Annotated in this window: 15 protein-coding genes and 1 tRNA gene; 5 read left to right on the top strand and 11 right to left on the bottom strand. The window is 68.2% G+C overall.

Annotation, left to right across the window (positions count from 1 at the left end):
- Positions 1-310 precede the first annotated feature (310 nt).
- Together ABAZ39_RS35975 and ABAZ39_RS37620 are read left to right on the top strand one after the other, a co-directional pair.
- Positions 311-529, top strand: a complete 219-nt coding sequence (locus ABAZ39_RS35975) for a hypothetical protein (protein ID WP_144243687.1) — start codon at positions 311-313, stop codon at positions 527-529.
- A 301-nt stretch (positions 530-830) separates the two neighbouring features.
- Positions 831-3,674 carry a DUF4347 domain-containing protein gene (locus ABAZ39_RS37620; RefSeq protein ID WP_040138511.1) on the top strand — a complete coding sequence of 948 codons (2,844 nt, stop codon included), beginning with the start codon at positions 831-833 and terminating at the stop codon, positions 3,672-3,674.
- Between the two features lie 136 nt (positions 3,675-3,810).
- Here the strand turns inward: ABAZ39_RS37620 and ABAZ39_RS32565 are convergent, their stop codons facing one another.
- Positions 3,811-4,929 carry an NAD(P)/FAD-dependent oxidoreductase gene (locus ABAZ39_RS32565; RefSeq protein ID WP_040138510.1) on the bottom strand — a complete coding sequence of 373 codons (1,119 nt, stop codon included), beginning with the start codon at positions 4,927-4,929 and terminating at the stop codon, positions 3,811-3,813.
- A gap of 103 nt (positions 4,930-5,032) precedes the next feature.
- On the bottom strand, positions 5,033-8,305 hold the full coding sequence (locus ABAZ39_RS33655; protein WP_051658842.1) for a carbohydrate-binding domain-containing protein: 3,273 nt from the start codon (positions 8,303-8,305) through the stop codon (positions 5,033-5,035).
- Positions 8,306-8,523: 218 nt separating this feature from the next.
- On the opposite strand from ABAZ39_RS33655, the gene ABAZ39_RS32555 reads away from it, so the two are divergent.
- Complete coding sequence (locus ABAZ39_RS32555; protein WP_040138557.1) at positions 8,524-9,531, top strand: AAA family ATPase; 1,008 nt, start codon at positions 8,524-8,526, stop codon at positions 9,529-9,531.
- A complete protein-coding gene (locus ABAZ39_RS33650) occupies positions 9,521-10,420 on the top strand; it encodes a ParB/RepB/Spo0J family partition protein (RefSeq protein WP_051658841.1) in 900 nt (299 codons plus the stop codon). Before ABAZ39_RS32555 ends, ABAZ39_RS33650 begins: the two co-directional genes overlap by 11 nt.
- A gap of 155 nt (positions 10,421-10,575) precedes the next feature.
- On the opposite strand, the gene pgmG is transcribed toward ABAZ39_RS33650, so the two are convergent.
- The 9 genes from pgmG to ABAZ39_RS35355 form a co-directional block, all read right to left on the bottom strand.
- Complete coding sequence (gene pgmG, locus ABAZ39_RS32545) at positions 10,576-11,979, bottom strand: phosphoglucomutase/phosphomannomutase PgmG (RefSeq protein ID WP_040138509.1); 1,404 nt, start codon at positions 11,977-11,979, stop codon at positions 10,576-10,578.
- A 32-nt stretch (positions 11,980-12,011) separates the two neighbouring features.
- Positions 12,012-13,337: a UDP-glucose dehydrogenase family protein gene (locus ABAZ39_RS32540; RefSeq protein WP_040138508.1), complete on the bottom strand. Its 1,326-nt coding sequence runs from the start codon at positions 13,335-13,337 to the stop codon at positions 12,012-12,014.
- Positions 13,338-13,591: 254 nt separating this feature from the next.
- Positions 13,592-13,888: a hypothetical protein gene (locus ABAZ39_RS32535; protein ID WP_040138507.1), complete on the bottom strand. Its 297-nt coding sequence runs from the start codon at positions 13,886-13,888 to the stop codon at positions 13,592-13,594.
- A 101-nt stretch (positions 13,889-13,989) separates the two neighbouring features.
- Positions 13,990-15,237, bottom strand: a complete 1,248-nt coding sequence (gene pseC / locus ABAZ39_RS32530) for a UDP-4-amino-4,6-dideoxy-N-acetyl-beta-L-altrosamine transaminase (RefSeq protein WP_040138506.1) — start codon at positions 15,235-15,237, stop codon at positions 13,990-13,992.
- A complete protein-coding gene (gene pseB, locus ABAZ39_RS32525) occupies positions 15,237-16,289 on the bottom strand; it encodes a UDP-N-acetylglucosamine 4,6-dehydratase (inverting) (protein ID WP_081863510.1) in 1,053 nt (350 codons plus the stop codon). The genes pseC and pseB overlap by 1 nt, the downstream gene beginning before the upstream one ends.
- A gap of 193 nt (positions 16,290-16,482) precedes the next feature.
- Positions 16,483-16,557 (bottom strand) — tRNA-Gly (locus tag ABAZ39_RS32520).
- A gap of 455 nt (positions 16,558-17,012) precedes the next feature.
- Positions 17,013-17,681: a 4-carboxy-4-hydroxy-2-oxoadipate aldolase/oxaloacetate decarboxylase gene (locus ABAZ39_RS32515; RefSeq protein WP_040138505.1), complete on the bottom strand. Its 669-nt coding sequence runs from the start codon at positions 17,679-17,681 to the stop codon at positions 17,013-17,015.
- Between the two features lie 79 nt (positions 17,682-17,760).
- Positions 17,761-19,263, bottom strand: coding sequence for a tripartite tricarboxylate transporter permease (locus ABAZ39_RS32510; protein ID WP_040138554.1), 1,503 nt, complete (start codon positions 19,261-19,263; stop codon positions 17,761-17,763).
- A complete protein-coding gene (locus ABAZ39_RS35355; protein ID WP_247881815.1) occupies positions 19,263-19,829 on the bottom strand; it encodes a tripartite tricarboxylate transporter TctB family protein in 567 nt (188 codons plus the stop codon). The genes ABAZ39_RS32510 and ABAZ39_RS35355 overlap by 1 nt, the downstream gene beginning before the upstream one ends.
- A 481-nt stretch (positions 19,830-20,310) precedes the next feature.
- Here ABAZ39_RS35355 and ABAZ39_RS32500 point away from each other — a divergent pair, with 481 nt between their 5' ends.
- On the top strand, positions 20,311-20,889 hold the full coding sequence (locus ABAZ39_RS32500; protein WP_040138503.1) for an NUDIX hydrolase: 579 nt from the start codon (positions 20,311-20,313) through the stop codon (positions 20,887-20,889).
- Positions 20,890-20,924 lie beyond the last annotated feature (35 nt).

Raw genomic sequence — 20,924 nt, 5'->3', positions numbered from 1 at the left:
GACCACACAAAGCGCGGAAGAAACGCGGATCCGGAAAAGCTCGCATGACTTTTCCGGAAATGCCAAAGCCTTCGGCGGGACACGACGCTCACGCGGTCCCATAAGCGTCTGGAAAGCTTGGCGCCGCGGCGCGCGCAGGCTCCCTCGTCCGCCTGCCCAGCACGCCCTCGATCGGCGGGCACGGCCATCCCCGGGCGGCCGCGACACCAAGCGCGGCCCATTGCCCTCGCAGACTTCTGATCCGCACGGCGCGCTGATGCACGAACCGATCGTGCGTCCGGTGCGACGGTGGCGGTGGAATCAAGGGGACATGATGGCGAACGCCAGGGCCCGCGTCATGGCCGGTCCAGGCCGGGAACCGTGGCCGTCCACACCGTCACACCGGGCAACCTTGGGAAGAAAGCCGGTGCGGCTCGCTTCGATCGCAAGAAAAATTCCAGACGGAGGCCTTCCTCAAAGAACAACGGAAGCCTGCGCATTTCATTTGCAATTAGTGAAAATGTTTATTGAAAACAATCCTTTCGGCTGATGGAGAAAACGGCGGCGCGCAAAAGGGGTATGTCTGAATACTGGCTCTTACCCTCTCGCATCGAATCTCTTCAATAGAACTAAGTTGTTTTCCCGTCGTATCTCCAATGAAAATCCCCGGATGAAATGAATATAAGTATCTACGTCACCTTATATGAGGAGCATGAGTTATCCCTTATTAGGAGATTGCAGAAGTCTACCCTGGAAATTCATGTCATAGGGTGTCGCACGCCTTGCCATATACGCGAGACAGGCGGTCGGGCATCCCAACGATCACAACAAAATTTTACGGAGAGTTTCCCTTGAACGAAGTCATCATCGCGGACGCTGGGCTTGAGGACCTCGACGGGCTGCTCAGCCGCCGCCGTCCCGACGTTCAGGTCGCGCTCGTCTCCGCCACCGACGATGTTCACGCCGTGCTGGCAACCGCCCTTGCCGCGCGTCCAGCCGCCGTGCATCTGGTTGCCCATGGCGAGCCGGGACGGGTCCGGCTGGGAGCCCGGCCCCTGGACGCGCAGTCGCTGCTCGACCGCGCCTGGCCTGACGCGCACGGCACCGAAATCCACATCCACGCCTGCCATGCCGGTTCCGGCGCGGCGGGGCGCCTCCTGCTCGACCGTCTGGCCGCCGCCACCGGCGCCACCGTCGCCGCAGCCTCCGGTCCGGTCGGTCCCGCCACGCAGGGCGCCTCCTGGACGCTCGACCTGCAAAGCGCGGCCGCTCCCATGTCCGTTCCCTCCCCCTTCGCCGGGGTTGATGGCTGGACTCACGTGCTGGCCGTCACCGGCACCGCGACGCCGGGCAACGATACGCTGACCAGCGACGACGCTGCGGACAACATCGACGGAGGCGCTGGCAACGACGTTCTGATCGGCAACGGCGGCAATGACACGCTGATCGGCGGCCTTGGCCACGACACCATGGATGGTGGCGCCGGGGCCGACGTGTTCGACGGCGGCGACGGCTTCGACGTCGTCACCTACGAGAACGCCACCTCCGGCATGATCATCGACATCGGCAACCCGGCGAACAGCACGGGCGACGCCGCCGGCGACACCTTCACCGGCATCGAGCGCTGGATTGGCTCCAACTTCGCCGACACCATGGTGGCCGGAAACGACCCGGTGTGGTTCTGGGGCCATGCGGGCGATGATGTGGAGATCGGCGGCGCCGGCAACGACACGATGGAGAGCGGCGACGGCAACGACACCGTCTATGGCGGCGCCGGCGACGACCAGATTTACAGCCGCGCCGACAACGACGTGCTCTACGGCGAGGACGGCAACGACCTGATCTACGGCGGCTGGGGCGACGACATGCTCGACGGCGGGGCCGGCAACGACACCCTGTTCGGTGAAGGGGACACCGACACCATCTACGGGGGCGCCGGCGACGACAGCATGGACGGCGGCCAGGGCAACGATCTGCTGTACGGCGGCGACGGCAACGACACGCTGATCGGCGGCATCGGCCACGACACCATGGAGGGCGGCGCCGGGGCCGACGTGTTCGACGGCGGCGACGGCTTCGACGAGGTGACCTACGCGAACTCGACCGCGGGCGTCGTCCTGGATCTGCGCAACCCGGCGAACAGCACGGGCGACGCCGCCGGCGACACCTTCACCAACGTCGAGCGCTGGATCGGCAGCGAGTTCGCCGACCGCATGGTCGCCAACGACGACGGCGTCTGGTTCTGGGGTCATGGCGGCGACGACGTCGAGATCGGCGGCGCCGGCAACGACACGCTGGAGAGCGGCGCCGGCAACGACACCATTTACGGTGGCGCCGGCGATGACCGGGCCTTCGGCCGCGGCGACGACGACGTGCTGTACGGCGAGGACGGCAACGACCTGCTGGCCGGTGGTGGCGGCAAGGACAGCCTGGACGGCGGCGCCGGCAACGACACGCTGATCGGCGACTGGGACACCGATACGATGATCGGCGGTGACGGCGACGACACCTTCTACAGCGGCGAGCACGGCAACTCGTCCGAGGCCGACGTGATCCTGGGCGGGGCCGGCAACGACACCTTCATCGTCGCCTCCCAGGGCGATGCGGGCACGGTGTCCTTCGACGGCGGCGACGGCAACGACACGCTGCGGATCAGCTCCGACAACGTGACCGATCCGGAAGGCAAGATCACCACGGCGACGCCGCAGATCGACATTTCCGGCATGACCCTGGCCGGCGTGGAGAATCTGGAACTGGTCGGCAGCGTCCGCCACACGGTGACGATGACGACCGCCCAGGCCAACGGCTTCACGGGCGGGGTGATCGGGGCCACGGTCGGCGACGTCTTCAGCATCGTCGGCACGGCGATGACGGGCACGGTCACCGCCGGCGACGGCAGCCAGCTCACCGCCGGGCAGGTCCAGGCCGAAACGGTGAATGGCGTCACCCTGCTGCGCATCGGCAACGACGCCAACGCGGGCGCCGACGTGACCCTGCGCTTCGACGGCAGCTTCGCGGCGAGCCAGTTCCAGGTCAGCGGCAGCACCATCACCTTGGCCAATGCCACGGTCACGCCGCCCACCACCGAACCCCCGGTCACCGAGCCGCCGGTTACCGAACCTCCGGTCACCCAGCCGCCCACCACCGAACCTCCGGCCACCACCATGTTCGACGTCACGGTGGACGGCGAAAGCAGCCGGGTGGCGGCGGAGGCCTACACGGGTCCGGTCACGTCCCTGCAGTGGCAGTTCATCGGCGGCTCCGGCAACGAAGCGATCAACGGCACCGCCGGCAACGACTTCATCAACATGGGCGCCGGCAACGACGCGATCAACGGAGGCGCCGGGGACGACGTGCTGGACGGCGGCTCGGGCTCCAACTGGCTGACCGGTGGAAGCGGTCAGGACGCCTTCTTCGTCGACGGCCGCAACCCGGAGGCCACCTGGTCCACGGTCTCCGACCTGGAGAAGGGCGAGTGGGCGGTCATCTGGGGCTTCAAGGAGGGCGTCTCCAAGCTGACCTGGGACAACATGTCGGGCGCCGACGGCGCCAAGGGGGCCACGGCCTACTGCGACATCGACGGCAACGGCACCATCGACACCGCGATGACCTTCACCGGGGTCTCCGTCTCGTCGCTGATGACCAGCACCTGGACCTCGGGGGACAGCCCCTATCTCGCCATCACCCTGACCTGAGCGGAAACCTCCATCCCCGGACCCGGCCGGGCGCCCTGCGGCGCCCGGTTGGGCATTCCGGTCGACGAACCCGGACGGCCGAGCGGGCAGCCTGACACATCAGGCTGCCCGCTTGACGCATTCAGGAAAGGCGCATTCAGGAAAGACGTTCCGCCACCAGATCGGCGATGGCGAGGCAGGACGTCAGCCCCGGCGATTCCATGCCGAACAGATTGACCAGCCCGGCAACGCCGTGACTGTCCGGTCCCTGGATCAGGAAATCGGCTTGCGGTTGCCCCGGCCCGCTCAGCTTGGGGCGAACGCCGGCGTAGGCGGGCACCAGGGCCCCGTCGGGCAGTCCCGGCCAATAGCGGCGGACCTCGCCGTAGAAGGCGTCGGCCCGCCGGGGGTCGACCCTGTAGTCGGGTTCGCCATGATCCGCGGGCGCCAGCCATTCCACATCCGGCCCGAAACGGGCCTGCCCGGCAAGGTCCAGCGTCAGGTGGACGCCGAGCCCGCCGTCCACCGGCACCGGGTAGACCAGCCGGGCGAAGGGCGAACGCCCTTGCCCCAGCGCGTAATAGTTCCCCTTGGCCAGCACCCGCGGCGGCACATGCTCCGCCGGGAAACCTTCCAGCCCGCGCGCCACGGCCCAGGCCCCCAGACCGGCGGCGTTGATCAGCGTGCCGCAGGCGATGCGCATCGGCTCCGCCCCGCCGACCTCCAGGTCGAAGCCGTTCCCGGTGCGATGGGCACGCTCCAGCGGGCTCAGGACGGCCAGCATGGCGCCCGCCTCCTCGGCGTCGCCCAGCAGGGCCAGCATCAGGCCGTGGCTGTCGATGATCCCCGTGGACGGCGACAACAGCGCCCCGACGCAGCGCAGGGCGGGCTCCAGCGCCGTCACCGCGGCCGCCGGAAGCTCGACGAGATCCTCCACGCCGTTGACGGCGGCCTGGGCGCGGATGGCCTCCAGCCGAGATCGCTGGCCATCCTCGGTGGCGACGATCAGCTTGCCGATGCGGCGATGCCCGACTCCGTGCTCCGCGCAATAGGCGTAAAGGGCATCCCGCCCGGCCACGCACAACCGCGCGCGCAGGCTGCCCGTCGGGTAGTAGATGCCGGCGTGGATGACCTCGGAGTTGCGCGAGCTGGTGCCGGTGCCGATGGCCTCCGCCGCCTCCAGGATGATCACCTCCCGCCCGGCGCGGGCCAGACGCCGGGCCACCGCCAGCCCGATCACCCCGGCTCCGACCACCACGCAGTCCACCCGCTCCATGCTTTTCTTCCGGCCCCGCTTCGTCCTGCCCTCGATGCAGGATCATAGAAGCCGCACGCCGGAGGGATGAAGCGGGATTTCCCGTTCAGAGCACGATGCCCGCTCAGAGCATGATGATGGAGATGTACGGAACGTTCCCGCTCATGCCGGCGGCCACGGTCAGCTCTCCGACCGACCGGCCGGTGAAGGTCATGCTGGCGTCGATGGTGCCGTTGGCATCGAGATCGCAGTGGATCGTGGCGCCTTTGGACCCTTCGGCGCCGCTCATCGCTTCCCACCTGAGCTTGGAGAGGCCTTCCCTGAAGCCCCAGATGATCGCCCACTCGCCCCGCTCCAGATCGGTGACGGTGGACCAGGTGGGCTCGCCCCCGCGGCCATCGACGAAGAAGGTGTCCTTGCCGGTTCCACCGACCAGCCAGTTGGAGCCCGAGCCGCCGTCCAGCACGTCGTCGCCCGCTCCACCGAACGCCGCGTCGTTGCCGCCCATCAGGTTGATGAAGTCGTTGCCATCCGAGCCCCCGACGACCTCGTCGCGGGCGTCGCCCAGAAAGGTCCATTCCAGGTTGGAGACCGGCCCTTCGTAGGCATAGGCCGGCACCGTCTGCTGCACCCCGTCCACGTACCGGGTGAAGAGAACGTGGGGCGGCTGGGCGGCGGGGGGCGTGTCGGATGGCGTGTCGGGCAGGGGCGCCGGAACGGGAGGCTCGTTGGTCTGGGGAACGGAGGGGGGCAAGGGGGTGCTTCCGCCGCCTTCCTGCGGGGGAACCGGCCCGCCGGGGGGCGCGATGCCCATCAGCAGCCAGGCGAGATCCTGGATTCCGGCGACGAGCGCCGGGGACAGCGGCAACAGGCTGTAGTCGTGGTTGTAGGCGTCGGCGAACAGCGGGTCGCCGATCCGGTCGCCCGCCCCGTACCCACCGACCTGATGCAGGAAGTTGCTGTCGATGGCGTTCTGCCCCGCCGACAGGATCGTCACGTAGCCGCCGAGCGGCACCGCGCCCGACACGAGGTTGCCGGTGACCGTGTTGTTCGCCGGGATGCCCGCCGCACCGGCCAGGGGCACCCATTCGATGCGGATGAAGCTCTCGCCGTTGGCCCCGAGCACGCTGACGTTGTTGGTGACGAGGTTGTCGTAGCCGCCATGGATCATGACGGCGGCCCAGGACGTGTCGCGCAGGAAGTTGCCCTGCACGGTCACGCCGCTGGTCAGGTCGTCCAGATAGATGCCGTATCCTTTGTAATTGAGCAGCCACTGGCCGGTGCTGGTGGTGGCGATACCGCCGGTGTGCTCGATCCAGTTCCCCTCGATCCGCGTGCCGGTGTGCAGGTTCGACCGGCCGAGCAGCTCGATGCCGCCGGAATCCGCCGTCTCCAATCCCGTGTTGCGGATGCGGTTGTAGAGGATGGCGTTGTTCAGGCTGATGGTCGCGCTGTCCCAGTTCTTGACCGAGATGCCATAGCGCGAGCTGTGGTCGATGTCGTTGTGGGAGATCACCGTGTCGCCGACCCCCGACGCCATGATGCCGCCGGCATACTTGCGCACCTCGCCGATGTGCTGGATGCGGTTGCCGGTGATCGTGTTGCCGATCGACTGGCCGCTCATGGCGATGCCGTTGATACCCAGATGGTCCAGATAGTTGCCGCTGACCAGATTGCGGTCCGACCCCTGGGTCAGGCGGATCCCCGTCCCGACATTCACGAAGCTGTTGCCGGCGATGGCGTTCAGGTCGCCGCCGACGACATCGAGCGCATTGCCGTCCGTCGTCGTGTTGATGAAGGTCAGCCCCTGGATCGTCACCCCGTTGGCGCCGTTCAGCCGCAGCAGCGTGCCGAGCCGGGCGACCTCCACCCCGGTCCCGTCGAAGCCCGCGTCCGCCTTGATGACCAGCCGCCCGTCCGACGCGCGGTAGGCGAACTCCCCCACCTGATCGACGTGGGCGCTGTTGCCCAGCAGCTTGAAGGTGGAGCCGTCGCGTATGGTGAAGGGCGCATCGGCGGTGAAGGTCAGGGTGCGCGTCACCGTGTCGATGCTGGCGACGGTCAGGATCGCGTCCTGGAGCCGTTCGGTGTCGAAGACCTGGACCCGGCTGCCCGGCACCAGATCGGCGGCGGTGACGTCGCCAACGCGGTAGCGCAGCGCGTTCTTGCTGGCGCCAGAGGTGCTCGCGTCCGCGACGAACCAGCCGGAGGTCGGGTCCTGCGGGTCGTAGGCCGCCTTGGAAGCCAGCCGGTAGCGCACGCCGTTGACGGTGACGTCCAGCCCCGGTGCCGCGGACAGGGGCGCCGACCAGACGCCGTTGCCTTCGTAGGTGAAGCCGGTGACCCGCTCGCCGCCGCTGAGGACCGCCTGCTCGCCCGGATAGCCCAGGATGCGGACGCCGCTGTCCGCAGCACCGAGCCCGAGCGCGTTCGTCAGGTTGTAGGCGCCCTCGCGGACGTAGGTGGTCTTGATGGTGCTGGCGCGCATGGCCGCCTGCGCGCGCTCCAGGCTGGCGAAGGGGCCGTCGGTGCCGTCGGCGTTCGGCTCGGCCAGCCGGCCGGACCAGGAATCGTTCCCGTTCTTCGCCACGTAGAAGGCGTCGCCCTGCGGGGCCGCGGCTTCCGACGCGGTGCCCTGGAAGACCGGAGTGGCGACCGCCAGGGTGGCGGACCCATCCCCGGCCGGCGCGGGAGCGGCGAAAGGCTGGCCGTTCACCGTCACGGCGCCGAGCGCCAGATCGCCGGCCTGCGCCCCGCCGACGGGCAGGATCTGCACCGTGTGGGCGATGGACGGGTCGATGGTGATGGAAAAGGTGAAGCGTTCGGCGGTGGTGGAGGTGGCTTCGGCCTCCCCGGCCAGCTTGCCGTCCACCAGGACCTGGAAGCGCACCGGCCCCGTGACGGAGGCGCCGCGCGCCGCCTCGACGGTGATGGGGATGGGCCGGGTGATGACCTCCTCCGGCTTCGGCGGGGGGCGGACCAGCGGACCGCCGAACATCTCCTCCCCCAGACCGAAGGACAGCAGGCCACCCCAATAGAGCCCCACTTGGCCGGCGACCACGTCCTTCCCGTCCACCGCCCCCTTGTCGTAGGTGACGCGCGGGTCGGTGGAAGCGATTTCCTGCCCGTCCACGACGATGGAACCGACGAACAGGTTGCGGTCCACCCCGTTCACCATCCCGTCGTTGTCGTACCAGATGGAGATCCGGTGCGCTTGGTCCGGATCGACCCTGGCGGTGAAGGTGTAGGGCGTGCTGGAGGTTGCGCCAACCCACGCCTCGCCGATCATCACACCGTCGACCAGCAGCCGGAAATGCGGTGCCGTCCCGCCCGCCGCAGCTCCCCAGGCGTTCACGACGATCGGGATGTCGATGGTTCGTTGCGGGGACGTGGACATGCCGGACCCTGGAGGCTAAGGAAGCACTCAAAAGTGGCATACCACTATCGATAGGATGTGTGACAACAGGCCCCGCCGGCCGGAACACGCCTTCCCTGTTGATGCCGGCCCTGTTGATGCCGGCTGTTGATGCAATGGGGGCGACCGTCAACCTTGACCGATTCGAGGCTCCGTCGTATCGGTTGAACACGGCAAGCGCATTCGCTGTGGAGGTTGACGTGCGTGGCGAAGACATGAGGCTCCTGCGCGAGGAGCGCAAACTTTCACAGCCGGATTTCGCGGCTTGGCTGAACGAGCGGCTGGAGCGGCGCTACGACCGGTCCAAGATCTCCCGCTGGGAAAGCAACAGCGAGAAGATCCCCGACGCGGTCGTCCGTTTCCTGCTGAAGGAGACGGCGGTGGTGGACGGCAAGCATGGGCCGGCGCTGGTCATCTGCCTCGCCAACCAGAAGGGCGGGGTCGGCAAGACCACCTGCACGGTCAACACCGCCAGCATCCTGGCACGCGAGGGCTACCGCGTGCTCATCATCGACGCCGACCCGCAGGCCAACGCCACGGCGCATCTCGGCATCGACCTGATCGAGTATGAGGAGGGCCGGCGCAAGTCGCTCGCCCACGTGCTGCGCGAGGAGGTCGCCGTCGAGGACATCGTGGTTCCGGTCGGCGACATCGGGCTGGAAATCGCCCCGTCGAGCATCGAGCTGGCATCGGTCGAGGTGGAGCTGACCGCCGACCCCAGCGGCCCCATGGCCCTGCGGGAGCGGCTTCAGGACGCGCGGTCGGCCTACGACTTCATCTTCATCGACTGCCCGCCGAACCTGGGCCAATGCACCGCCAACGGGCTGGTGGCGTCGGACCTCATCGTCATCCCCTGCCAGACCGAGTATCTGTCCTCCATCGGCGTGAACCATCTGCTGAAGACGATCAACAAGCTGAAGCGGCGCTGCCACCCCAGCCTCGCCGTCCTGGGCATTCTGCCGACCATGCACAACGCCCGGCTGAACCAGCATCAGGTGACCCTGGAGCAGCTCCACAGCGCGCTGGGCGGCACGCTGCGCATCTTCCCGCCGGTGCCGCGGGCGACCATCTACGGCGACGCCGCCCTTGCCGGACGCGCCGCCTTGGAGGCAGTGCCGGACGCGCCGGGGGCGTCCTCCTACCGGGCGCTCGCCGACGCCATCGTCGTGGAGCGGCGCAAGCGCGTGGAGGTGGCCAATGTCGCGTAAGCTCGGAACCGGGAACCTCGCCCGGCTGAACGCCATGAGCCGCGGCGCGCTCGCCGTCTTCGCGGAGCCGGAACAGGGGGTGCGGCTCGTCTACCCCGACGTGGACTGGATCGAGGCCAACCCCGATCAGCCGCGCCGCCGCTTCGACGAGGCGGAGCTGGCCGCCCTGACGGACTCCATCCGCAAATACGGCCTGCAGCAGCCGATCGGCGTCCGCGAGCTGGGGCCGAGCCGCTTCCAGCTCGTCTTCGGGGAGCGGCGCCTGCGGGCGGTCCGCGCGCTCGGCCAGCAGACGGTCCCCTGCATCCTGGTGCCGGACGGCATCGACACCGCCGAGGTGGCGGTCGTGGAGAACGTCCTGCGCGCCGACCTGACGCCCTTCGAAGAGGCTGACGCCTTCGTGGCCCTGGTGGAGAAGCACGGCTATTCCCACGCCGATCTCGGCCAGATCATGGGGCGCGACAAGGCCGAGATCACCCGGACCCTCGGGCTGACCAGGATCGCCCCGGCGGTGCGGGAACGCTATGAGGGGGCCGAGAAGAAGATTGCCCGCTACAAGCTTTACCAGATCGCCGCGCTCGACGACGCGGACGCGCAGATGCGCCTTCTGGACAGCCTGACCAACGACCAGCCCCTGCCGGAACCCCGCGCGCCCGGCGCTGCCCCAACGGGCACGCGGGACGAACCGGAAGCGGTTCTGAGCGCCTTCAGCCTGCGCGTCTCCCGCAACATCCTGCGCACCCGGGAGGCCCTGCACGCTTTCCAGGAGAAGCCGAAGCGGCTGGAGGATGTGGACCGCGAGGTGCTGCGCGACCTGCGCCGTTCCATCGACGCGATCCTGAACGGTGAGAATGGAGCCGGTGAGAATGGAGACAGTGAGAACGGCTGATCGGCATCGGTGAGAATTCTCACCGGTGGCTTTCCCGGTGCGAAGCGGTGAGAATTCTCACCGGCTTCTTTTCGGACCCCAGGCAAAGAAAAGGCCCTTCCCCGCATCCGCAGGGAAGGGCCTTTTCAGTTCGTCCGATCAGTGGGTCCGTCCAATCAGTGGGCGCTGCCGCCGTCCTCGAAGGAAGGGGCCTGGAGGCCGGAGGCTTCCAGTTGGGCCACGACCATGCCCTTCAACCGCTCCAGCCCTTCGGGCGTGCCGGACTCCGCACGGGCCACCAGCACGTCCTGGGTGTTGGAAGCGCGCAGCAGCCACCAGCCGTCCGCCGTCTTCACGCGCACGCCGTCGATGTCGTTGACGTCGGCGCCCTCATTCTTCAGCCGGCCCTTGACCTCCTGGACGACCTGGAACTTGCGCTCCTCGCTCACCTGGAAGCGGGTCTCCGGCGTGTTCACCACCGGCGGCAGGCGGTCGCGGAGGTCCGACAGCGGCTGGTTCAGCTTGCTGACCAGCCCGATCAGCCGCACCGCGCAGTACAGCGCGTCGTCGAAGCCGTACCACTTGTCGGCGAAGAAGATGTGACCCGACATCTCGCCGGCCAGCGGAGAGCCGAGTTCCGCCATCTTCGCCTTCAGCAACGAATGGCCGGTCTTCCACATCAGCGGGGTGCCGCCGAGCCGGGCAATCTCGTCGAACAGCGTCTGGCTGGCCTTCACGTCAGCGATGATCGTCGCGCCGGGGTGGCTCTTCAGCACGTCGGCGGCGTAGATCGCCACGAGCTGGTCGCCCCACACCACGCGGCCCCGATGGTCGATGGCGCCGATGCGGTCGCCGTCGCCGTCGAAGCCGATGCCGATGTCGCAGCCGTTCTCCGCCACCGCCTTCTTCAGGTCGACGAGGTTCTTCTCGACCGTCGGGTCCGGATGGTGGTTGGGGAAGTTGCCGTCGATCTCGTCGAACAGCAGGATGTGCTTGCCCGGCAGCTTCGCGGTCAGGCGGCGGAGGATCTCGCCGGAGGCACCGTTGCCGGCGTCCCAGGCGACGGTCAGGTCGCGGGTGCCGTCATAGTCGCGCAGCAGACGCTCCACGTAGGCGTCCTTGACGTCGACCTGCTCCGACGAGCCCTCACCGGAGACGTAGTCGGCCTTCGACGCGATGATGCCGATGTCGAGGATCTGCTGGCCGTAGACCGGCCCCTTGCCCAGCATCATCTTGATGCCGTTGTAGTCCGGCGGGTTGTGGGAGCCGGTGATCATGATGCCGGCTGCCGCCTCGCGGTCGCGGGTGGCGAAATACAGCATCGGGGTGGGGCCGAGCCCGATGCGCAGCACATGCAGGCCGCAGGCGACCAGCCCATCCACCAGGGCGGCTTCCAGCTCCGGCGAGGAGAGCCGGCCGTCGTAGCCGACGCACACGGTCTTCCCGCCGCCACGGGCGACCACGGTGCCGAAGGCCCGGCCGACCGCGCGGGCGTCCGCCGCGGTCAGGGTGCTGCCGACGATGCCGCGGATGTCGTACTCGCGCAGCACGGTCGGGTGGAAGGTGTGGGCTTCGCTCATGGTCTCGACTGACCTCCTTGTACCGGATCGCTTCAGACGTTCTGGGACGGCATTGCGGGCCGCCCGATGGAGCTGTAGACGAAGCCGGCGGCGGCCATGTCCTCGGGATTGTAGATGTTGCGCAGGTCCACCATGACCGGCTGCGTCAGCAGGGTCTTGATCCGCTTCAGATCCAGCGCGCGGAACTCGTTCCATTCCGTCAGGATGGTGAGGCAGTCGGCCCCCTCCAGCGCGCCGTAGGCGTCCTGGGTCCAGACCACGCCGGGCAGCAGCTTCTCGGCCTCGTGCATGCCGGCGGGGTCGAAGGCGCGCACGGTGGCGCCGGCGGCCTGGAGCGCCGGAATGATGTCCAGCGACGGGGCGTCGCGCATGTCGTCGGTGTTGGGCTTGAAGGTGACGCCCAGAACGCCGATGGTCTTGCCGGCCACCGACCCGCCACAGGCGGCGACGATGCGCTCGGCCATCTGCTTCTTGCGCTTGTCGTTGATGTCGACCACCGTCTCGATGATGCGCAGCGGGCTGCCGACCTGCTGGGCGGTGCGCACCAGGGCCAGCGTGTCCTTGGGGAAGCAGGAGCCGCCGTAGCCCGGACCGGGGTGCAGGAACTTCTTGCCGATGCGTCCATCCAGCCCGATGCCGCGGGCCACGTCGTGGACGTTGGCGCCCACCTTCTCGCACAGGTCGGCGATCTCGTTGATGAAGGTGATCTTGGCGGCCAGGAAGGTGTTGGCGGCGTACTTAGTCAGTTCCGCCGTCTCGAGCGAGGTCAGGACGATCGGCGTCTCGATCAGGTAGAGCGGGCGGTAGAGGCGGCGCATCACCTCGGCGGCGCGCTCCGAGCTGGTGCCGATCACCACACGGTCGGGGCGCATGAAGTCGCCGATGGCCGAGCCCTCGCGCAGGAACTCCGGGTTGCTCGCCACGTCGAAATCGGCGTCGGGGTTGGCGCGGCGGATGATCGCCTGGACCTCGCGGCCCGTTCCGACCGGCACGGTCGACTTGTTCACCACCACCGTGTAGTGGTCGAGGTTGGCGGCGACCTCCTCGGCGGCGGCGTAGACGTAGGAGAGATCGGCGTGGCCGTCGCCGCGCCGGGTCGGGGTGCCCACCGCGATGAACACGGCGTCCACGCCAGCCATGGCTTCCTTCAGGTCGAGCGTGAAGGAGAGGCGTCCGGCGGCGACGTTGCGCGCGACCAGTTCATCCAGGCCCGGCTCGTAGATCGGAATTTCGCCGCGCTTCAGGCGCTCGATCTTGCCGGCGTCCTTGTCGACGCAGGTGACGTGGACGCCGAATTCCGAAAAGCAGGCGCCGGACACCAGCCCGACATAGCCCGTACCGATCATTGCGATGCGCATGAGGAACCCTTGTTGTCAACGTCCATTAAGACCGCCCGTTTCGGCATGGAGCCGACCGGTGCCCGCCTTCCATGGTTGCCTTGCCTTATCAGGACAGCCGTGATGGAAACACCACCCTGCGGCAGGCTGTCGCGTGGACCGCGCGCCTTCGTTCAAGGCCGGAAACCGATTCCGATCCGTTTCGCCGGAGGCGGACGCGCCGTCCTGTTTCGTGGGGCGCGCCCCCGCAGAACCGTCTGGAAACTCCAGACGCCTCAGATCGCCTGGAGATAGGCGGGATCCAGGGCACCGTGACGGAACGGTATCCAGTCCTTGTGGTCGGCCCGGTACTGCAGGCCGTAGGGGTTCTTGAAGAAGATCTTCTGCAGCGGCTGACCGCCCTCGGCGCGGGTGCGCTCCAGGTCGATCAGGGACGAGGAGGCGAAGACCTTCTCCCACAACTCCGCATTGTCAACCTCGCGTCCCGCGTTCTTCACATAGTCGCGCGCGGTGTCGCTCAGTTGCCAAGCCTCTTCGACCATCGCGTAATAGTCCACAGTACCCTCGGCCATGACCCTGCTCCGAAGCATTCCAGATGACGCTTGGCATAGCGCATTTTTGGAAGGGAGAAAACTGTCCAGCGGTGGCGCCGCCCAGCGGCGACGCAGGGTTGTCACGCCGGGGCGGGCAGGCCCAGCGCCCCGGCCAGGGCCGCGGCGACCCGGTCCACATCGGCCTCCGCCATTGCCGGGAACAGGGGAAGCGACAGGGTTTGGGCGTAATGGGCGTCGGCGCCGGGCAGGGCGAGGACGCCGTAGCGCTTGCGCCAGTAGGGCTGGCGGTGGACGGGGATGTAGTGGACCTGGGTGCCGATGCCCCGCGCCCGCAGATCGGCCATGACCTGCGCCCGCGTCCGCCCGGCGGCGGCGAAGTCGATGCAAACGGCGCACAGGTGCCAGGCCGGGCGGCACCAGGAAACGCGGGCCGCGGGCCGGACCAACGGGGCGAGCGGGGCCAGCCGCTCCGCATAGAGGTCCATCAGACGGCGCCGCCGCTCCGCGAAGGCGTCCAGCCGCGCAAGCTGGCTGAGGGCGAGCGCCGACTGGATGTCGGTCAGGCGGTAGTTGAAGCCCGGCTCCGCCATCTCGTAGTACCAGGGGTTGGCGGTCCCATCCGCGGCAAAAGCGCCCTCATGGTCCTCGAATCCCGCCGGGTCCCGCTCCATGCCGTGGTTGCGGAAGCGGCGCAGGCGGGCGGCGAGATCCGCGTCGTTGGTGGTCACGGCGCCACCCTCGCCCGCCGCGACGGTCTTCACGGGGTGGAAGGAGAAGGCGGTCAGCGTGCCGAAGGCGCCGGAACCGACCGGCAGGGCACGCCCGTCCGGCGTCATGTCCACGCTGCCGATGGCGTGACAGGCATCCTCGATCACTGCCAGCCCGTGGCGGACCGCGAGCGCGCCGAGCCCGGCCATGTCCGCGGTCTGCCCGGCGAAATGCACGGGCGCCAGGGCGCGCACCCGCCAGCCGGCCCGCCCGGCCCGCTCCATGGCCGCCACCGCCTGCTCCGGCCCCATCAGGCCGGTGTCGGGATCGACGTCGGCGAAGGCGACCTCCGCCCCGACATAGCGGGCGGCGTTGGCGGTGGCGAGGAAGGTGACGGCGGGCACCACCACCGCGTCGCCCGGACCGAGCCCCAGCGCGAGCGCGGCCAGATGCAGGGCAGCGGTGCCGTTGGCGCAGGACACCGCGTGGGCCGCCCCGGTGCGTTCGCCCAGAGCCCGCTCGAAGGCCTCCACCGCCGGCCCCTGGGTCAGCCAGTCGCCGCGCAGGACGGTGGTCACCGCGTCGATGTCGCTCTGGTCGATGTCCTGGCGCCCATAGGGCAGGAAGGGCAGCGGCGGCCGGGGCGCCGGTTCGTCCATCACGGCGCTTCCGTGAGCAGCCGCATCAGCCGCGCGCCGTCCAGCCAGTCGGTGTTGGTGTCGCTCGCGTAGCGGAAACCGTCGGTCACCGGCTTGGCGCCCAGCCGCCGGTAGGGCTCGTGCGTCCAGAAGGCGAAGGCCGGCTCGATGACGAAACGGTCCGGCAGCTCGAAGGTCTGACGGGAATCGTCCTCGGTGATCATCACCTCGTGCAGCTTCTCGCCGGGGCGGATGCCGACCGGCTTGTGCGGCAGGTGGGGCGCCATGGCGCGGGCCAGATCGGTGATGCGCATGCTGGGAATCTTGGGCACGAAGATCTCCCCGCCCTGCATCATGGCGATGCAGGACACGACGAAGTCCACCCCATGCTGAAGCGTGATCCAGAAGCGGGTCATCCGCTCGTCGGTGACCGGCAGGGCGTCCACCCCTTCCGCGATCATCCGGCGGAACAGAGGGATCACCGACCCGCGGGACCCCACCACGTTGCCGTAGCGCACCACCGAGAAACGCGTGCCGAGCGAGCCGGACAGGTTGTTGGCGGCGATGAAGATCTTGTCCGAGGCCAGCTTGCTGGCGCCGTAGAGGTTGACCGGGTTGGCCGCCTTGTCGGTGGACAGCGCGATCACCCGCTGCACGCCGGTGTTCAGCGCCGCCCGCACCACGTTTTCCGCCCCGTAGACGTTGGTGTGGATGCATTCCATGGGGTTGTATTCGGCGGCCGGCACATGCTTCAGCGCAGCGGCGTGCACGCACACGTCCACCTCGCGCATGGCCAGCTCCAGCCGCTCGCGGTCGCGCACGTCGCCGATGAAGAAGCGCAGCGTGGAGGCCCATTCGGGGCCGAGCTGCTGCTGCATCTCGTACTGCTTGAACTCGTCGCGGGAGAAGACGATGACCCGGCGCGGGCTGGCGTGGCGGAGCACCGTCTCCACGAAGCGTTTGCCGAAGGACCCGCTTCCCCCCGTCACCAGGATCGACCGGCCCTTCAGCATATTGAAGCCGGGATGCAGGGCCTCGCTCGGCGATGTGTTCGGACGGTCAGGCTGCTGCATGGTCGGGGGTGCCCGCGCTTCGTGGTTCTTCTAAGCCGTTCGGCCGAGCTTAGCCCGAGACCCCTAGCAGTGGGTTAACATTCCGGCAAGGAATCCGCGGGCTCCGCGCGCGGAAACGGCCCGGCGGCACCGTTACGGGCCTTGGCCCCGATGCTTCCTGCGCTGCGATGTCTGGAAGAGGCCTTCGCGATACTGGAGCGGGCGAAGGGATTCGAACCCTCGACCCCAACCTTGGCAAGGTTGTGCTCTACCCCTGAGCTACGCCCGCGCCGCTCCAACGAAGGAGGCAGGGAGATACCGCACCCGATCGGCGGAAAGCAAGCCCTCTGTTCGGCGTCCGCTCCGATTTTTTCAGGGCGGCCTTCTTTTCCACGATGCCGTTCACGGCGGCTCCCCTTCGGCCATTCCGATGCATCGAAAGAGAACATTAGGCTTAAAGTTATAACCCGCTCAATGCTGTTGACTTCCCTGCACCGACTGTGGAAATTTCCCTTCACAAAACAAAGGCCTTGAGGTCTGGGGAGGAAACCAAAAACATCATGATGCTCCAAGAGCATTAGTCTGCCGCGCCGACCTCGTGTCCGGACGCGGCTTTTTTTTGCCTATCGCCCTTCTCTTGCCGAAGACCGGTAATACCACCGTAGGCGATGATCAGGCGGGCTTTTCGGCCCGCCCGCTTTTCCCACCCGCTTTTTTTGTGATGGCGTGCTTGCGACAGCGCGCTTACAGGGCGATGCCGCCGGCCTCCAGACAGGGTTCCAGCTTCAGCGCCTCCACCGTCGTCCGTCCGGCGCGGAGCTGTTCGCGCAGGCCCTCCTCCATCCGCTCGCGCTCCGCCGCCTTGGCGAGCGTGGCGGCGGCCTCGGCCTGGGGCACCACGACCACCCCGTCGTCGTCGCCGACCACGATGTCGCCCGGCATGACCATCACGCCGCCGCAGACGATGGGGGTGTTCACGTCGCCCGTGGGCTGGGTCTTGGTGGTGCCCTTCATGCTGGTCCCCCGGCAAAAGACCGGAAAGCCCATGTTGCGGATGGCCGCGGCGTCGCGCACGCAGCCGTCGATCACCAGCCCGGCCAGGCCGCGCTGGATGGCCGCCTCGGTCAGCACGTCGCCCCAGGGGCCGGCCTCGGTCATGCCCTTGAAATCGACCACCAGCACGTCACCCGGACGGGTCAACGCCATGGCGGCGTGGATCATCAGATTGTCGGTGGGGCCGCCGGACACGGTCACCGCGGTGCCGAACAGCGTCATGCCTTGGTAGAGCGGCTTGATCGGAAAGGACATCGCGCCCTTCTTGCCCATCGCTTCGTGCAGCGTGGCCGGGGACTGGCCGCGGAAGGCGGCGACCAGATCGGCGGCGGGGCGGGGGAACTCTTTGACGACGGTCATCGCACAGGCACCTTTCACGGCGTGATGGCCGCCTGCCCCCCGATGGGAAGGCGGGCGGGGAGAACGGAAAGTTCGGGAATCACTCGTCCTGGAAGGCTTCGTCGCGGCGGCGGCGCACCGCCGGCATCACCATCACGAGCAGCAGAAGGGCGGCGACGGCCAGCAGGCCGCCGCTGATCGGGCGGGTGGCGAAGACGGTGGGGTCGCCGCCCGACAGCAGCAGGGCGCGCCCCAGATTCTCCTCCAACAGGGGGCCCAGCACGAATCCCAGCATCAGGGGCGCCGGCTCGCAGTCCAGCTTGCGCAGGACGTAGCCCAGGACGCCGAACAGGGCCATCAGCAGGACGTTGAAGGCGCTGTTGTTCAGCGTGTAGGTGCCGATGCAGCAGAAGACCAGGATGGCCGGAAACAGATAGCCGTAGGGCACCCGCAGCAGCCGCACCCACAGCCCGATCATCGGCAGGTTCAGGATCACCAGGATCACGTTGCCGATCAGCATGCTGGCGATCATGCCCCAGAACAGCTCCGGCTGCTTGACCATGATCTGCGGCCCCGGCGTGATGCCGTGGATGGTCATGGCGCCGATCATCAAGGCCATGATGGCGTTGGGCGGGATGCCCAGGCTGAGCATCGGGATGAAGCAGGCCTGCGAGGCGGCGTTGTTGGCGGCCTCCGGTGCGGCCACCCCCTCGATGGCGCCCTGGCCGAAGCGCTCCGGGTGGCGGGACACCTTCTTCTCCAGCGAATAGGCGGCGAAGGAGCCCAGCGTGGCCCCGCCGCCGGGCAGGATGCCGAGAAGCGCCCCCATCACCGTGCCGCGCACCGTCGCCGGCCAGGCTTGGCGGACGTCCTCGCGCTTCGGCCACAGGCTGGCGATGGGGGCGGTTGTCCGCCCGACGCCGCCGGTCTGCTCCAGGCTGATGATGATCTCGGCCAGCCCGAACAGCCCCATGGCGAGCGGCACGAAGTCGATGCCGTCATAGAGCTGCGGCAGGCCGAAGGTGAAGCGCGTGTCGCCGGAATTGACGTCGGTGCCGACCATGCTCAGCAGCAGGCCCAGCAGGATCATCGCGATGGCCTTCACGACCGACCCATGGGCCAGGGTCACCGCCCCGATCAGGCCCAGCAGCATCAGCGACACATACTCCGCCGGCCCGAAGGCGAGCGCCACACCGGCCAACGGCGGACCGGCCACGGCGATCAGGAAGGTGGTGGCGATGCCGGCGAACAGCGAGGCGAGCGCCGCCGTGGCGAGCGCCACCCCGGCCCGGCCCTGCCGCGCCATGGCGTGGCCGTCCAGACAGGTGACCACCGAAGAGGACTCGCCCGGCAGGTTCACCAGGATCGCCGTCGCCGACCCGCCATACTGCGAGCCGTAGAAGATGCCCGCCAGCATGATGAGCGCGCCGACCGGCGGCAGGTAGAAGGTCAGCGGCAGCAGCATCGCCACCGTCGCGGTCGGCCCCAGACCGGGCAGGACGCCGATCAGCGTGCCGATCAGCGCCCCACCGAAGCAGAGCAGCAGATTGTCCGGGGACAGCGAGACCGACAGGCCGAGCAGAAGATTGGCGATCAGATCCATCACGGCGACACCCACAGAGGCCACACTTGCAGGGGCAGGCCCAGCCCCCAGACGAACAGCGCGACGCAGCCCGCCGCCAGGACGCCGCCCAGCAAGGCCAGCGGCCCCGGACGCAGCGGCTGGCCGGCCAGATTGCCCAGCGCGACCAGGATCAGCACCGCCGGCACCAGCCCGAGCGTTTCCACCGTCCCGGCGAAGGCCAACACCGCCGCCGTCACCCCGGCCAGCGGACGCCAGTTCCAGGACGGCAGGGCGGGGCCGTGGACCAGCAGGCTTCGCCCGGCCACCACGGCGCCGGCCAGGACCATTAGCGTCCCGATCATCCGCGGGAAGAAGCCGGATTGCACAGAGGCGAGCGTGCCGGTCGGCCAGTCGCGCCCCATCCACAGGGCGCTCAGACCGAAGGCCGCGATCAGCAGGCCGGAGGCCAGATCCTGCGGCGCCCGCACCCGAATCCGCGTCGGCGCCCGTTCGCCGGATGCGGCGGCGGCGGCGGGCGCGCCTTCGGGAACGCCGTGCGGGGCGCTTCGTGATGCCGCGGACGGGCCGCGGGTTGGGGCGGCCACGGACGTGGCCCGACGAAGATCGGAGAGGGGCAGGCTCGGCATGGGTTTCCGGCTTTCGATGGGCGTCTTTCGATGGGCGGCTTCTGGGAGACGGGGGAAAGAAGGCTTCCGACCGCGACCGGCCTCCACAAGCATAAGGATAAAATTTGCGACACAATCGTTATTCACCGTTGTCTTTGTATCCTATCAACATCACCATGGAGGGCAAGAGCGCCGATAAAACCCTTTTTGGCGGCAACGTCCCGGAAAAAAATATCACCTATGCTTGCGTTGTTAACAAATAAGACCCTGAAAGATTGACGGACGCCTCCGGACGCACGCCCATCGTGACCATGCGGAAGCCAGGGTGTGCGGGCATAGCCGTCTCCACCCATGCCCCCGCTCCCATGGGGACGCCCAGCCCGCCCCGCTCCGATTGCGCCGTTGCTCCGGTGGCTGCGGGCCGTTACCCATGCTGCGCCGCCGCCAGGGAGACCGAAGGATGACGCGCCGCCTGCGCCCGTGGACCGTGCTCGAACGCCGGGAGCTGCTCGATGGGGAACCGTTCCTGAAGGTCCATGTCGAAACGGTGGAACTGCCGGACGGGCGGATCGTCCGGGACTACTATCAGTTCGACATGCCGTCCTTCGCCTGCATCTTCGCCGAGACGGAGGACGGGCGCGCCATTGTCTACCGTCAGTACCGGCACGGCCCGCGGCGGGTGAACCTGACCTTCCCCGGCGGCCATCTGTCGCCGGGCGAGGACCCTCTGGAGGCCGCCCGGCGCGAGCTTCTGGAGGAGACCGGCTTCGCTTCGGACCGCTGGACGGCGCTGGGCGGCTACACGGTCAACGCCAACCAGGGCGGGGCCGTGTCCCACATGTTTCACGCCACCGGCTGCCGCCGGGTGGCCGATCCCCTATCCGACGATCTGGAGGAGACGGAGATCCTGTTCATGACGCGGGAAGAGCTTCTGGGCGCCATCGGACACGGCGAGATCGCCCTGCTCACCCAGGTCGCCCTGGTCAGCATGGTGTGGCAGAACGACATCCGGACAGCGCTCAGCCACCGGCAGCCGTGACATGACTTCACCGACGTGGCTTCACAAACATGGCT

The organism is Azospirillum argentinense, assembly GCF_000632475.1.
Lineage (GTDB): Bacteria > Pseudomonadota > Alphaproteobacteria > Azospirillales > Azospirillaceae > Azospirillum > Azospirillum baldaniorum.
The sequence above is the reverse complement of the archived record's forward strand: the minus strand, read 5'-3'. Positions and strand labels throughout refer to the sequence as shown.

Bases quoted from the DNA above. Each gene is read 5' to 3' on its own strand.
- ABAZ39_RS35975 (WP_144243687.1), top strand. From the start codon at position 311: ATGATGGCGAACGCCAGGGCCCGCGTCATGGCCGGTCCAGGCCGGGAA.
- ABAZ39_RS32565 (WP_040138510.1), bottom strand. From the start codon at position 4,929: ATGGAGCGGGTGGACTGCGTGGTGGTCGGAGCCGGGGTGATCGGGCTG.
- ABAZ39_RS33655 (WP_051658842.1), bottom strand. From the start codon at position 8,305: ATGTCCACGTCCCCGCAACGAACCATCGACATCCCGATCGTCGTGAAC.
- ABAZ39_RS33650 (WP_051658841.1), top strand. From the start codon at position 9,521: ATGTCGCGTAAGCTCGGAACCGGGAACCTCGCCCGGCTGAACGCCATG.
- pgmG (WP_040138509.1), bottom strand. From the start codon at position 11,979: ATGAGCGAAGCCCACACCTTCCACCCGACCGTGCTGCGCGAGTACGAC.
- ABAZ39_RS32540 (WP_040138508.1), bottom strand. From the start codon at position 13,337: ATGCGCATCGCAATGATCGGTACGGGCTATGTCGGGCTGGTGTCCGGC.
- ABAZ39_RS32535 (WP_040138507.1), bottom strand. From the start codon at position 13,888: ATGGCCGAGGGTACTGTGGACTATTACGCGATGGTCGAAGAGGCTTGG.
- pseC (WP_040138506.1), bottom strand. From the start codon at position 15,237: ATGGACGAACCGGCGCCCCGGCCGCCGCTGCCCTTCCTGCCCTATGGG.
- pseB (WP_081863510.1), bottom strand. From the start codon at position 16,289: ATGCAGCAGCCTGACCGTCCGAACACATCGCCGAGCGAGGCCCTGCAT.
- ABAZ39_RS32515 (WP_040138505.1), bottom strand. From the start codon at position 17,681: ATGACCGTCGTCAAAGAGTTCCCCCGCCCCGCCGCCGATCTGGTCGCC.
- ABAZ39_RS32510 (WP_040138554.1), bottom strand. From the start codon at position 19,263: ATGGATCTGATCGCCAATCTTCTGCTCGGCCTGTCGGTCTCGCTGTCC.
- ABAZ39_RS32500 (WP_040138503.1), top strand. From the start codon at position 20,311: ATGACGCGCCGCCTGCGCCCGTGGACCGTGCTCGAACGCCGGGAGCTG.